The organism is Neoroseomonas eburnea, assembly GCF_018129005.1.
Taxonomy (GTDB): Bacteria; Pseudomonadota; Alphaproteobacteria; order Acetobacterales; family Acetobacteraceae; genus Neoroseomonas; species Neoroseomonas eburnea.
Window position 1 is genome coordinate 57,344 of sequence record NZ_JAAEDL010000003.1, and the last position, 13,121, is coordinate 70,464.

The window sequence follows — 13,121 nt, forward strand, 5'->3', positions numbered from 1 at the left end:
GTGAAAGAATGAGCGTGCGGGGGCCGGTCTTCCTGGTCGCGGCGATGGCGCTGTTCGCGCTGCTCGACGCCAATTCGAAGCTGCTGTCCGGGCGGTATCCGGCCGAGCAGGTGATCCTGGTGCGCTACGCCGCGCTGCTGCTGGCGTTGTTCGCCGCGCGCGCCGCGGTGCCAGGCGCCGGCGGAACCTTGAGGACGGGGCATCCCTTCCTGCATCTGGCCCGCGCATTGACGATGATCGGCTCCGCCTTCGGCTTCTTCCTGGCGCTGAAGCGGATCCCGCTCGCCGAGGGCTACCTCGTCTATTTCACCGCGCCCTTCATGACGCTGGGGCTCGCCGCGCTGGTGCTGCGGGAACGCACGGGGCCGGCGGTGTGGGGGTGGTCGGTGCTCGGCTTCGCCGGGGTCGCGCTGGCGATGTGGCCGGGGCTGTCCGCCGAGGGACCATGGGGCGCCTATCTCTGGGCGCTGTTCGGGACGGTCTGCTATGCGACGGTGCTGACCATCAACCGGCTGCTGCGGCACGAGACCGGCGCGGCAGTGCTGATCCTGTGGTCGTCCCTGCCCGGGTTGATCGTGATCGCGCCCTTCGCGGCGCTCACTTGGGTGCCGCCGACCGCCTTCGACCTGGCGGCGCTGGCAGCGAACGGGCTGTTCGCGGGGGGCGCGACGCTGTGCCTCGCCATCGCATTCCGGCACGATTCGGCGGCGCGGCTGGCGCCGCTCGAATTCAGCGCGCTGCTGTTCGCGGTGAGCTTCGACCTGGTGCTGTGGGGCGTCTGGCCGCGCGCATGGACGCTTGGCGGCGCTGTGATCGTCGTCTTCGCCTGCCTGATGAGCCAGCGGGCGGCAATGGCGCCTCAGGCAAAGCCTTCGGGGAAGGTGTGAAGCCCCTCCGCATCGAGCGGCAGGGCAACCACGCGCGTCACGGCCGCGAGCGGCAGCGCCGCGTAGAGATGCGGGAAAAGCCCGGGACGCTTGCCGCCCGCGGCCGGTTCCCACTTCAGCGCCACACCCAACGCGGCGGCGTCCACTTCCACCAGCAGCAGGTCGGGGACGCCGGCCCGGTGCTTGGCCGCGCTGGCGCGCACCTGGCCGGCGGCCGAGAAATGCAGGAAGCCGTCCCGCGCATCGTCGGCGCTGCCGGCATAGGCGCCGGCGGCCTCGGCGGCGCGCCAGTCGGCTGTCCGCACCAGGGTGTAAATGAAGCGTTCCATGCCGCGCGCTGTAGCGCGGCGCGGCGCCGCCGTCAGGCGAGATCCTCGGCCCGGTAGAAGCAGAGCCCTCCGATCTCGGCCACCGCCGGGCGGCCGAGCGCCCATACCGGCAGCCCCGCCGCATCGTGGAAATGCGTCGCGCCGCCGGTCGGGTCCCGCAGCGCGCCCGCCAGGGCGCGCGCCGCGACACGCCGGCAGATGGCGAGCGCCGCGTCGCCCGGCGGCACCTCCCGCAGCGCGGCGTGGCGCGGGTGGTTGCGGTTCCAGCACGGGAACTGGAACGGCGCGCGGCAGACCCCGGCGACCCCCCTTCCCCAATGCGCGGGTCCATAAGGCTCCGCCGTGCGCCGGACGCGGTTCATCACCAGCGCGGCCAGCGCCTCGATGGCGCGGACGGGGCGGTCCGCGGCCTCCCCCCACAGGGTCAAGGCGAGGATCTCGGCCGCGGCCTCGCGCGGGCCGATGTGCAGGGCGGCGCTCATTCCCGTTCCTCCGCGCGGCGGGCAGCCTGGGCGGCGGCGATGCCGGCGCGGGAGACCTCCTCCAGCTTCTCCTCGATGCGGACCAGGTGGTCGGAGATGCGGCGGTCGAGGTCGCGGATCAGCGACAGCGGCACATAGGTGCGCGCCACCTCGACCTTGAACTGTGCGAGTTCGTCCCGCGTGCGGTTGAGCGCATCCGAATCGCGCTGGTCGCCGCGATCGATGCGGTCGTGCGTGTCCTTGCGCAGGCCGTGAATCATCCAGAAGAGGGCCGCGACGATGGGCGCCTCGATGGCGGTGATCCACCACTGGGGTTCGATCTGGATCGGCATTCTCTCGTCTGCCTTCTGCTGGAGCCTTGAAGGGAAGCGAACGGCGGCCCACCCTTTGGGCACCGCCCCGGGAGTGACCGCGCCGCGATGTGGAACGAGCCGTATCTCGAAACATGCTGCCGCTCGGCCCTGCACCGGCTGACGCTGGTGGGGCCGCACGGGCGCCCGCCGGGGCTCAAGGACGGACCGTGCCTGATGCGGCTGACGACGATGGGCCTGGCCCGGCCGCGCGAGGATGGGCGGTTCGAGATCACTGACGCCGGGCGCGCCAGGCACCGGAGCGAGATCCTGAAGCGGCAGGCGGCGTGAGGCGCCGCGGAGAGGGGCCTTGCCCCCCTCCGCACCTCCCCCCACCAAAGGCCCAATACCAACGGCGCGAGTCATGGACTCGTGCCGACGCCGCGAGTGCGGCCCGCCGGCAGTCCGGCGAAGCCAAGCAAACCGGAGGTTTGCGCCCGGCGTCTGAGGGCAGGAAACGCCTCATGCCAGCGGTCGCGAACAGCGGCCGATGGTATGAGGGCCCTTGGAACCCTTGAGATTCATCGGAGTTTGCGGAGAGAGGCGGGGCACGCGCCCGACGCCGGGCGCGCCAGTGCCCCCCTCCAAGCCCCGATCAAGTCATGGTTTCCAAAGGCCTTTGGCGGGCCTGGCGGCACTGCCGCCAAGGTCCGGGGAGGGCGGCGCCCTCCCCGTCACCCGCCGCGCCAGCTCGGCCTCGCCCGCGGCGGCACCCCGCGCACGAGCCGCACCGGCTCCGCGAGCAGGCACCCCGCCACCGCGTCCAGCGCGTCGTCGCGAGCGCCGGCTGCGCCAGGCCGCCATTCCGCCATCTCGCTCGCGAAGGGCGTACGGAACACGCTCTCATGGGCCGACAGGCGCCGTGCCGCGAGCGCGGGTTCGAGCGCCGCGAGGATGCGGTCTTCCTTGGCCCGCGTGCTCGCATGCTCGATGACGGTGCAGGCAACGCCGGCATTGGCGAGTGCCTGCCGCAGCAGCGCCGGCAGGAACTTGCCGAGCCCGTTGGTCTCCACCCGCACCGCCGGCAGCAGCAGCTCGCCGAGGATGGCTGCGACGGCGCGGCATTGCTGCGTTGCCGGGTCCTCGGCCGCGTCCGGGTCGTGCGTCAGATAGGCCAGGCGGTGCAGGAAGTGGTGCCCTTCCCCGTCCGCGTAGGTGCAGGCGAGCACCGAGGCGTCGCCTGCGCCAGGCCTTCCATAGGCCGGGTCCCAGAAGGCGCTGCCGGAGACGAGCCGCCGCCCGAGCAGCATCAGCACGCCCCTGCCCTGCGCCTCCCGGTAGTCGGGCTCCGCCACGTAGCGGACCAGCGCCGCGGGATCGAGCCGCACGGCAGAGGCCGCGACCGGCTGCAGCATCATCTGCCGCTGGAACTGCAGCGGCCCGACGCGGTCGCGCAGCGCCGCGATCGCATCCCGCGGGAAGCGTTCCGGCCAGGCGCTGGCGCCCGCCGCGTTCATCACCGGCACCACCAGCCGCCGGTAGCCCTTGAGAAACACGCCCTCCTCGCGCGGGTTGCGGTAGAGGCTGTCCTCGCAATGCGGCGTGCCGACGAACAGGATGGTGCCGCCGGGGGTCAGGATGAACTCGGTCTCGGCCAGGCGCTCGCGCAGCTCGGCGCGCTTGCCGGGCGTGTCGCAATTGCCGGCGACCTCGACATCGTCGCAGACGATGACCTCCGCACGGCTGCCGGTGACGTTGCCGCCGATGCCCTGCGCGAGCATGGAAGGATCGCGCAAGGCACCCTCCCGCGCCACGGTGAAGCGGTCGGACGCCCAGGACTCGGCGGTGTCGGGCAGCAGATGGCGACAGAGCGGATGGCGCTCGACGATGCGCCGCACGCTCGCCACCATCTTCACGGCAAGCGGCGCATCGGCGGCGATGACCAGGATGCGCGTCTCCGGCCGCCGCGCCAGCAGCCAGGCGCACCACAGCCCCACCAGGGTGGACTTGCCGCAGCCGCGGAAGGCCATCAGCAGCAGGCGGCGGTCGCCCGCCGCCTGGCGGGCTTCCAGCCAGCGGGCGATGCGGCGGTGGACGGCGGGCGTGTCGTGGCTGTGACGCCGGTTCCACACCCAGGCGAATTCGAGGAAACCAGGCTCAGCCACGGTCCTCTGCGGCATCGGGGGATACCTCCTCCTCCTCGAACTGCGCGAGCGCCTCGCGCGCCTCGACCAGGATCGTGGTCGCCTCCTCGACCTCCGCGCCGTCCGCACCCATGGCGCGCGCCACCTTGATCAGGTGCTCGAGATGCGCGAGTGCCGCGCGGCAGGCCGCGTGGTGCGCCGCGAAGGCCTTGGTGTCGTCGTCCGTGCCCGGCTCGGGCCCGGCATCGAGGAAGCGGAGATAGCCTTCCGCGACGCGCTCCATGGCGATGCGCAGGTCGGTCTCCCGCATCGCCGGCACGCGGCGGTCCGTCATGCCTTCACCACGCGTGCCCGCACCGTGCCGGCGCCGAGGTCGATCGCGATGCCGCTGCGGTTCCAGGCGGTGACGGTCACCACGTCCGTGGCACCCACCTGCGCGAGGAAGACAAGGCCCGAGGTCGCGAGCGAGAAGGCCGCCGAGGCGAAATCCCCCGCCCGCGCGCCAGGCAGGGGCACATTGATCTGCGCCGAAGCGCCGGCGGCGATCGAGGCCGGGTCCCAGGCCGCCTCCGCGACCAGTTCCCGTACCCCGTGCGGCAGGCCCGGCTGCCCGTAGACCAGCGGCGGCGCGAACAGCGGATCGCAGCCGAGGCGCATGGCACGCACCTCGTAGTCCGCCCCGATCCGCACGATGCCGACGATGGCGAAGGCCACTTGCGGCGCGAGGCGCACCACCTGCGGCCGCGTCAGCGTCGCATCCGCCATGTCGGCCGAGCCCTGCCACCAGCGCGCCTCCGCGTTCCACACCAGCGACTGGCCGGAGGCGCGCACCAGCGGCATGCCGGTGTCGGTGAGCAGTGCCTTGTTCGCGTCGAAGCACATCACCGCGAGGCGCGGCGCATCGGCATCGACCGCGAGGGCGAATTCGCGGCAGCCCCGCGCATCGACGACGAAGCCAAGGCCGCGCCCGCCGGTCAGCACCGCGCCCTGGTCGGTGAAGCCGAAGGAGTCCAGCGCCGGGAAGGCGAAGTCGGCGAGCGTCGTCGGCGTGCCCCCGACATTCGAGGACAGGCAGGCGAGCTTCTCGAACCCCCATTCCGTGTTGGACCAGCGGATGCGGGCGGCGCGCAGGTTCGGCACGGCGGCGATCTCGCGGGAGGCTTCGCGGAAGGCGCCCGCCTGGTGCGAAGCCCGCACCACCGCCCCGACGCGCGTCGCCGTCGCCGCGTAGTCCACGTCCACCAGATAGGCCTGGCTTGCCCAGGCGACCTCGTAGACATGGTCCTGCGCCGCGCCGGTGTGGCGCGCGACATAGGGGCTGCAGCCTTCCATCCGCAGCGCGCGGGCCCAGACGGACCGGCTGTTCACCTCGACCAGGAAGGGGATGCCGCTGATCGGCCGGCCTTCCGCCTGCAGCTCGAAGCCCGGCCCGTCGAACAGATGCCGGTTGTGCGCGACATAGGCGCCAGGCGCGGCCGAGAGCCGGATGCCGAAGCGGTCCTTGTCCGTGTGCACCGCGCTGCCGATGGCGAAGTGCCCGCCATAGTAGCGGACGGAGGTGTTCCACGCCGCCGCCGTCTCGGTGCGGACATCGAGGCCGATCCTGTTGTTGACGATGCGGCCGAGGATCAGCGTCGTGTCCTCGAAGCCGCGCTCGACGCCCTGGGTGCGGATGCCGATGGTGAAGCCCTCGACCTGGCGGATCTCGACCAGCGAGGCATCGAGGTTGCGCAGCACCAGGCCGATGTCGCCTTCATCCTCCCAGTCGGAGAGGGTGGCGCGCACCACCCGCAGCCCCTCGTAGCGCTTGGCGGCGTTGCGCACCGCGGCGCCGTCGCCGAGCGTCAGCGCCGCCTGCCCGGCGGGGCCGGCGTAGAGGATGGAACCGTGCATGATCAGCCCCGCCGCACCGCCGCCGAGCGTCAGCGGCTGGGTCGTGCGGAAGGCGCCCTCCCCGATCTCCAGCGCGCGGCCGGAGGCGGCGGCGGCGGCCATGGCGGCGGCGAGCGCCGGCCCGTCATCGGTCACGCCGTCGCCAGTGGCGCCGAAGTCGCGCGCGGTCAGGCGCTCAGCGAGCTTGTCCTCCACCGTGCGCGGCACGCCGCCGGCGAAGGGCACGCCGAGCGTCGCGGTGCCGCGGTCGAACACGGTCACGTTGCCGTTGGAATCAAAGCCGAGCACGCGATTGGCGCGTGCCGCGCGCAGCGGCAGAACCAGCTCCCCGCCATCGGCGGGATCGAGCCGGACCGCGCCCGTCACCTCGTCGGCGACCTGCTGGATGGCGGCGACCTGGTAGTCGAGCTCGTCGTTCAGCGAATTGGCGCGCAGCACACCGTTGCTCTGGAAGTCGGTGGCGCGGGCGATCCTCAGCCGGCGGCGCAGCGTGACACGCGTACCCGCCGCCGGCGGCTCGGCGAGCAGCACGCTGCCGCCCTCCGACGACCCGGCGCCGCTGATGCTGGCCCCGCCCACGAGCACCGTGCCGTCGAGGCGGATCTCGAGATCGGCCTCCTCGAAGATCGGGAAGGGGAAGGTGAACTCGGCCAGGAGGCCGTCCGCGACATACTGCACGCGCGGCGCGACATCGCCGATCGTGATGTGTTCGGCCATGGGTGGTCCTCGGTGTCTGGGGTGTGAGGCGGAGGCGCCGCCGATCAGTCGAGCAGGCTGCGGACCGCACCGCCGAGGCTCTGGCCCGCCCGCAGGAAGGAGTTGAGGCTGCCATCCGGCGCGAGCAGCGACCGCCGCCCGGCGGCAAGGCGCGCACTGGTCACGGCGGCATCCTCCGCCGCGTCCTGTGCCGCGTCGCGCTTCAGCCCGGTGGTGAGCGCGGCGGCGGAGCCCTCGTCGGGCGCGACGCCGCCGGCGGCGAGCCGGGCGCGGGTGGAGGCGACGGTGCGCGCCAGGCGATCCTGGCGCTCGCGCTCGTTGGCGGCCGACTGCGCCGCGAGTTGCTGCTGCTGCGCCGCCTGCTGCTGGCGCAGGTTCTCCTGCTGCACACGGGTGCTGACCTGCTGCTGCTGGCCCTGCCGGACCTGGCCGTAGACGGCAAGCCCCGTACCGGCGAGCGAGGCGATGGAAGCGAGCTGGGCCATCAGTCGGTCATCCTGATCTCGGAGGTGACGGAGAGCAGCGTCATCGGCAGCGGCGCGTCGCCTTCGATGCGCCACACCGGCTTCAGGCGATCCCGCCGCCAGCCGAGGCCGCGCAGCCTGACGTCGCCCGTGAAAGGCGCAGGCGGCGCATCGAGCAGTGCGGTATCGAGCCGGCGGAACGGCACCGGCTCCGCGCCGCGGCCGAAATCGACGGACAGCGCCGCCGTCTCGAGCAGCCGGAAGGTCACGGCCACCAGCCGCAGCGGCCCCGTCGCGGCGCCGCTCGCCGAGATCAGGTCGGGCGGCAGCGGTTCGATCTCATGCCGGAAGGCGAGGCCGATCTGCACCTGCGCCGCCGGCGGGTCGATCGTGACGGCGCCGCCCACAACGCTCGTCGCCGCGCGCGGTGCGCCATCGGCCAGCACGCCGACCGTCCGGCCTTCGAGATGCGCGAGCCCGCTCCACTCATCCTGCGGCATGGCGGTGGCACCGGTCAGCGCGGCATCGAGCGCGAGGCCGGCCTCGAACCGTTCCAGCCCGAAGACGCCATAGCGCTCGGTCACCGCCCACACCACGCCTTCGGATTCCGCCACGGCACGGAAGGCGCCCTCGGTCTCCTGCCGCGTCCAAGCGGTCACCTGCTCGGCGCGGTAGAGCGTCAGCGTGCCGAGGCTGCCATCCGCCATCACCATGTGCAGCAGCCGCATCCCCTGGTCGTAGGCCATGGAGACCGGCGCCTTCACGAGGTGCCGCGCCAGGACAGCGAGGTCGTTCGCCTGGTAGGTGTCGCTGACATCCGTGTAGGCGAATTCGTGGACACCCTGCCCGCGCCCGACGAAGACGGTGGAGCCGTCGACATCGACCGGCGGGATCAACCGGTCGACCGGCGAGCCGACGCGCGTCTGCCGGTTGAGCTGGATGCTCGCCGGCGTCAGTGGATCGCCGGAGACCATCCACTCCGCACCCGAGGTGAAGACCTGCAGGTGCCGCCCGGAAAACAGTCCGCGGATCGCGTTCACCTGGTCGGAGACGAGGCCGAACTCGATCGCCTCGTCATCCAGCCCGGTGCCGGCATCGAAGTTGAACAGATCGCCGGTGCGCGACAGCCACAGCCGGTTCGGCAGATCGCGGGATCCGCCGATCACCAGGCGGTCCTGGTGGAAGCAGCAGGTCGCGGGCCAGCCGCGCGCCATGCCGAAGGCGGCCTCGTCCCAGTCGGTGGTGGGGCCGGTGGTGGTCAGTTCCTCCTGGACCGTCGCGGTCGCCAGGATCGCACTGGTCACGGAGGTGACGAGCACGCGCCGGTCGGCGACGCGCAGCCGCACGCCGACATGGTTCGGGTGGAAGAAGTCGGAACTCGCCTGAAGGGTCACCACCCCGGCCGTGCCGCTCGCCGTCATGGCCAACGCAGGATCGGCGAAGCGGAAGAAGGGCTCGTTCAGGAAGGCCCAGGGCGCGATGGTCCAGCCGGAGGGCGTCCGCGTCACGCGCTGCGGTTGCATGTCCGGATGCACCAGCAGCAGCGTGTCGGCATTCTGCGTGAAGCCGATCTGCGGCAACATCGCCGTGCTCCAGGGACCTGCGAGCGTCGCGATCACCGCATCGCCCAGGAACACCTGCAGCGTGCCGTGCGTCAGCACCATCAGATAGGTCTGCTCGGTGTTGAACTCGAAGGGGATCAGCCGCGCCGGGCCGGGCAGCGGAGTGACATGGCGCAGCCCCGGGCGGCGCGTCACGCCGCCGGTCGGCTGGATGAAGACGTTGCGCAGGCGCCGCGCGCCGTTCTCGAATGCGCGCAGGTCGCCACGGCCGAGCAGCTCGGGCGCGAGCTCGCCCGCGGCGAAGCTCGTCTTGGCACGCTTGATCGCGGGCATGGATCAGCCCCGCACGCTGATCAGCGGGAAGTCCTCGAGCACGCGCGCGCTCGCCTGCTGGCTGTCGGCCTGGCGCGCGACGCGCAGCTCGGCTTCGGCGAGGCGGAACAGCATCTCGGCGCGGCTGGCATTCTCGGTCAGCGGAATGCAGAACTCGGCGGCGAGCCGCGCCACCAGCGCCGACGCGAAGTACGGCGGGAAGGTGCTCTCGTCAGGGCGGAAGACGTAGGTCAGCGCGACCTGGTCGGCGTCGGTGAACAGCCGGTCCTCCTGCAGGCGATAGACGATGCCGCGCGCGCGGCCCGCAGTGCCGGCCGAGAGCGCGCGCAGGAAACCCGCGGGAAGCTGGAACGCGTACGCGAAATCCGCACGCGGCACGGCGGCCAGGCGCGCCAGCGCCGCCTGCGCGGTCGCGAAGGACCACGGATGCGCGGACAGCAGAGCGTCGCGGATGCCCGGATAGAGATTGGCCGCGACTTCGGCCTCGGCCGTGCCTTCGTCGAGCGAGGCGACAGGCTGCGCGCCGATCTTGAGCAGCGCGCGCGAGCAGAGCGCGAGGGCGGAGAGCGCCATCGGTGGGGGACTCCTGGTTGTCGCGGAAGAAAGGGCGGGGGGAGAAGGGAACTTCTCCCCCCGGCCCCCCCTCAACCTTCTTTGTCACCCGGGACCTGACCTTCGAGGTCAGGTCCCAAGGGACAAAGAAGGGAGGGGGTGCCGGGGGAGGTTCCCCTCCCCCGGCGTCTCACATCATTCCTTGGCGCGCATCCGCACCTATTCCTTGGCGCGCATCCGCACGACGCCCGTCGGGTCGATCATCACCGCCCCCTGGGACATCATGTTGTTCACGAAATGCGCGGCGCGATCGCCGTGCCAGGTGATGTCGGTCACCACCTCGCTCGCCACCGCGTGGCCGACCGCGGTCTTGTGGAAGAAGTAGCAGTAGCGCAGCGTGCCGGCCTTGGTCAGGCCGGAATGCGGCATCCACAGCGCGCCGAGCCAGCGCTTCGCCTGCGTGCCCTTCCACGGCAGCGCGTCGTCGCCGACATAGTCGGACTTCGCGAACTCCTCGATCTGCAGCAGATCGCTCCACTGCTTCCAACCGACGACGGCGAAGCGGTTGCCGTCATCCGGCACGTCGGCCGCGCCCAGCATCTCGAAGGCCATCAGCACCTTCTGCTTGGTCAGGCCATCGGTGTCGGTCAGGCCGGTGCCGGTGCCGGTCGCCTCGGAGGTCGCGGTGTCGAGGGCGGCGACGATCAGCTCATCCGTCTTGCGCCCCAGCGCATAGGCGCCGGCATTGGCGATGACGGTGCGCTCGTCGATGTTGGTCTTGATCTCGTCGAGCCGGTCGATCCACTCGCCGGCGTAGTAGTCCTGCAGGAAGCACTCGGCGTTGGAGTATTCGAGGTTCATCACCGGCACGACGCCGTTGCGCGCCTTGGCCGCCGCCGTGCCCTTGCCGACGCGCGGGAAGATCGTGCTCGCGCCCTTCACGCCCGTCTTACTGCGCACCGTGGGGCGCAGCTTGCTGCCCTGGCGCTGATAGGCCTCGGCGACCTCGGCCTCGAACTGCTTCACGAAGGCCTGTTCGATGGTGCCCGACATGCGGGATCCCTTTCATGTCCGGATGGAGGGAAATGCGCCGCTCGCCCGGTTGGCCACGTGGGGCCGGGCGGTGGCGCGGCCCGCGCGCCCCGTTCGGGGTTGTGCGCGGGCAGAAGCGGACGGGGCGGGTGGCGCGGCCAGGCATCGGCGCGCCGCCCGCCCCCGGGCCACCGCGCGGCATCGCGCGGGGCCGCCGACGGGGCGAGCGGAGGGAGGGGGCCGCTCGAGCCCCGACGGAATGCGGGGCCTCAGCCGGCGCCGTTCACCAGGCGGCGGAAGCCATCCGTCACGCGGCGAACGAATTCCGGCTCCCGCGTGCGCCAGTAGCGGGGGTCGCGCATCATGGAGCGGAGCTCCGTCTCGTCGGCCGGGCCCGGCGCCTCGCCGCGCCGTGCCAGGCCCGGCTCGTTGCCCTCCATCATGCGGTGCAGGGCGATGACGCCCTCCGCCGTGGTGGAGAGTGCCTCCATCACCGGCGCCGGCAGGTTGGACCGGGCCCAGGCGGCGATCTGCCCGGCAATGCGGCGGAAGCGTTCCTCACCGCCGAAATGCTCGCGCAGCCGCTCGATCTGGCGTTCGGCCTCGAACTGGCCGGCGGCCTCGGCGATCAGCGGCAGCAGGCGCTCGGCCGCCAGGTCGTAGACGAGCTGCGCCTGCGCCGTGGTGAAGCCGGCCTCGTGCAGGCGGCGGTTGATGTCGTCATCCGCGCAGCAGAGCTCGTGCTTCGGCGTGATCTCGTAGCCCTCGGGACCGTCGGGCACGCCGATGGCGCGGCGGAAGCGGATGCGCTCCTCCTCCGGCGCGTCCTCGGCCGGCGGCGCAACGCGCTGCGACAGGCGCTTCTCCAGTTCGCGATAGGATTTCAGCAGCGCCTCGACGCGCAGCGTGCCGGCCTCCTCGTCCCAGAACTTCTCCGGCACGTCCTCCGGACGCGCGCCCTTCTTCGGCGCGCCCGCCTCGGCGAGGGCGGTCTCCAGCAGATCCTCGGGCATCAGGCGCTCACTCCTTGTCGGTTTGCGCGGGGGGAAGCAGCACTTCGGCGGGCGCGGAGAGCGTCCGGCCGAGCCAGCGTGCGGCAGCGGGCAGGTCGATCTGCGCCTGGGCCTCCGGCCCCATGGCGCGCACCGCCTGCAGGAAGAGCAGCGTGTTCGCCGCATCGGCGCGGCCCTGCACCTGCGCGAGCGGGCTGCGGTAGCGCAGCACCGCCTCCCGCCCGTCGAGCACCAGCGGCGGGATCTCCCCGCGCCGTCGCAGGATGGCCATGCAGCGCGCGATCAACGGCGTCAGCAGCTCCGCCTGCAGGCGGCCGTAGGTGGCGCCGAGCAGCCGCGCCGTCTGCGCCGCGCGCTCGAGCACCTCGGTCGCCGTCATGCGATCGTCGCGCTGCGGCCCGAGCCGGTCGGCGAGCAGAGCGCCGCGGATGCGCGCCCTGAGATCGGTCAGCACGAGCTGCGAGACGTCGAAATTCCCCGGCGCCTTGAGTGGCGTCAGGCCGGAGGAACCCGGTGCCTTCGGGATGATCGCACCGGGTTCGAGCCGCACCGTCGCCGGGTTCAGCACGCCGTCGTCATCGGCCTGCCAGATGCCGGTGGCGGCGATGGAGGCGTTCTTGAGAACGAGCTCCACCACCTTGTTGGCGGTGCGGATGTCCGGCAGCGCCTTGGCGACCGGGCCGCGGCCATAGACTTCACCTGGTGCCTTCAGCCAGCGGAAGGCGATGAAGGGGCTCTCGGCGAAGCGGCCCTCGGCGAGCACGACCGGCCCCGAATCGGTGACGAGAATGGCGAGGAAGCGATGGCCGCTGCGAGCGGGCCAGACCGCTTCGACCACGCGATGGCGCGGCGCCTCCGCATCCTCCTCGCCCGCGACCGGCGGAAGCTGCGCCACAGGAAAACGTGCACGCAGCGCCGCTTCGCTCAGCCGCGCCGCGCGGAAGACGGTGTCGAGGCGTCCGGACGGGCCTTCCTCCAGCACCGCCTCGCGCAGCGGCACGGCGGTGAAGCGCAGCGCCGAGGCCTCGCCGAGCTGGGCCTCCTCCACCAGCAGCAGGCCGGTGCCGGCGACGACGAGGTCGAGAAAGGCCTGGTGCATCTCGAGGGCGAAGTTCGAGCGGTCGAGATGCCCCTGCAGCGTCTCCGCCGCGTCCTCCAACGCCGCGGCGGCCTGGCCGTCGCCTTCCACCGGGCGGGCCGGCGCCAGGCCGAACCAGCGCGACCAGGGCGGCGTGAGCTCCGCCAGCAGCGAGGCGGCGAGCTGTTCCGCCGCATCCGCCGCGGTCGCGTCGTAGATCGCCACGCGCCCGCCGGCGACCGGCGGCAACACGTGGTCGTAGCAATCCTGCCACAGCGCCTCATGGGCGCGGCGGCGGTCGAGGGCACGGGCGTGCCGCGCCAGGATCTCCTCGGGGGTCATCGC

Annotated in this window: 14 protein-coding genes; 2 read left to right on the forward strand and 12 right to left on the reverse strand. The window is 72.3% G+C overall.

The annotated features are described in order from the left end of the window. The first annotated feature begins 8 nt into the window (after nucleotides 1-8). Nucleotides 9-887 (forward strand): DMT family transporter, encoded by an 879-nt coding sequence (locus GXW74_RS04185; RefSeq protein WP_246522872.1) that lies wholly within the window; start codon nucleotides 9-11, stop codon nucleotides 885-887. On the opposite strand, the gene GXW74_RS04190 is transcribed toward GXW74_RS04185, so the two are convergent. From GXW74_RS04190 to GXW74_RS04200, 3 genes are read right to left on the reverse strand one after another with little or no spacing between them, the layout of a single operon-like run. Next, nucleotides 860-1,216 carry a DUF952 domain-containing protein gene (locus GXW74_RS04190; protein WP_211845031.1) on the reverse strand — a complete coding sequence of 119 codons (357 nt, stop codon included), beginning with the start codon at nucleotides 1,214-1,216 and terminating at the stop codon, nucleotides 860-862. The genes GXW74_RS04185 and GXW74_RS04190 overlap by 28 nt on opposite strands. Before the next feature lie 32 nt (nucleotides 1,217-1,248). Next, nucleotides 1,249-1,698 carry a cell wall hydrolase gene (locus GXW74_RS04195; protein WP_211845032.1) on the reverse strand — a complete coding sequence of 150 codons (450 nt, stop codon included), beginning with the start codon at nucleotides 1,696-1,698 and terminating at the stop codon, nucleotides 1,249-1,251. Beyond that, a complete protein-coding gene (locus tag GXW74_RS04200; RefSeq protein ID WP_211845033.1) occupies nucleotides 1,695-2,030 on the reverse strand; it encodes a hypothetical protein in 336 nt (111 codons plus the stop codon). The genes GXW74_RS04195 and GXW74_RS04200 overlap by 4 nt, the downstream gene beginning before the upstream one ends. 87 nt (nucleotides 2,031-2,117) lie before the next feature. On the opposite strand from GXW74_RS04200, the gene GXW74_RS04205 reads away from it, so the two are divergent. Continuing rightward, nucleotides 2,118-2,339 (forward strand): hypothetical protein, encoded by a 222-nt coding sequence (locus GXW74_RS04205; RefSeq protein WP_211845034.1) that lies wholly within the window; start codon nucleotides 2,118-2,120, stop codon nucleotides 2,337-2,339. 383 nt (nucleotides 2,340-2,722) lie between these two features. Here GXW74_RS04205 and terL read toward each other — a convergent pair whose 3' ends face one another. From terL to GXW74_RS04250, 9 genes are all read right to left on the reverse strand, one after another. Beyond that, entirely contained in the window at nucleotides 2,723-4,153 is a 1,431-nt protein-coding gene (gene terL, locus GXW74_RS04210) for a phage terminase large subunit (RefSeq protein WP_338148131.1), read from the reverse strand. Next, the gene (locus tag GXW74_RS04215) at nucleotides 4,146-4,466 is read right to left on the reverse strand and encodes a hypothetical protein (RefSeq protein ID WP_211845036.1); all 321 of its coding nucleotides are present in this window, start codon (nucleotides 4,464-4,466) and stop codon (nucleotides 4,146-4,148) included. Before GXW74_RS04215 ends, terL begins: the two co-directional genes overlap by 8 nt. Continuing rightward, nucleotides 4,463-6,742, reverse strand: a complete 2,280-nt coding sequence (locus tag GXW74_RS04220) for a hydrolase (RefSeq protein WP_211845037.1) — start codon at nucleotides 6,740-6,742, stop codon at nucleotides 4,463-4,465. The genes GXW74_RS04215 and GXW74_RS04220 overlap by 4 nt, the downstream gene beginning before the upstream one ends. Nucleotides 6,743-6,786: 44 nt before the next feature. Next, the gene (locus GXW74_RS04225) at nucleotides 6,787-7,227 is read right to left on the reverse strand and encodes a hypothetical protein (protein WP_211845038.1); all 441 of its coding nucleotides are present in this window, start codon (nucleotides 7,225-7,227) and stop codon (nucleotides 6,787-6,789) included. Beyond that, complete coding sequence (locus GXW74_RS04230) at nucleotides 7,227-9,101, reverse strand: hypothetical protein (protein WP_211845039.1); 1,875 nt, start codon at nucleotides 9,099-9,101, stop codon at nucleotides 7,227-7,229. The genes GXW74_RS04225 and GXW74_RS04230 overlap by 1 nt, the downstream gene beginning before the upstream one ends. A 3-nt stretch (nucleotides 9,102-9,104) precedes the next feature. Then, entirely contained in the window at nucleotides 9,105-9,674 is a 570-nt protein-coding gene (locus GXW74_RS04235; protein WP_211845040.1) for a hypothetical protein, read from the reverse strand. Between the two features lie 198 nt (nucleotides 9,675-9,872). After that, nucleotides 9,873-10,706, reverse strand: a complete 834-nt coding sequence (locus GXW74_RS04240; protein WP_211845041.1) for a phage capsid protein — start codon at nucleotides 10,704-10,706, stop codon at nucleotides 9,873-9,875. Between the two features lie 248 nt (nucleotides 10,707-10,954). Continuing rightward, nucleotides 10,955-11,698, reverse strand: a complete 744-nt coding sequence (locus GXW74_RS04245; protein ID WP_211845042.1) for a capsid assembly protein — start codon at nucleotides 11,696-11,698, stop codon at nucleotides 10,955-10,957. Nucleotides 11,699-11,705: 7 nt separating this feature from the next. Further along, entirely contained in the window at nucleotides 11,706-13,118 is a 1,413-nt protein-coding gene (locus GXW74_RS04250) for a portal protein (RefSeq protein ID WP_211845043.1), read from the reverse strand. Nucleotides 13,119-13,121: the final 3 nt, after the last annotated feature.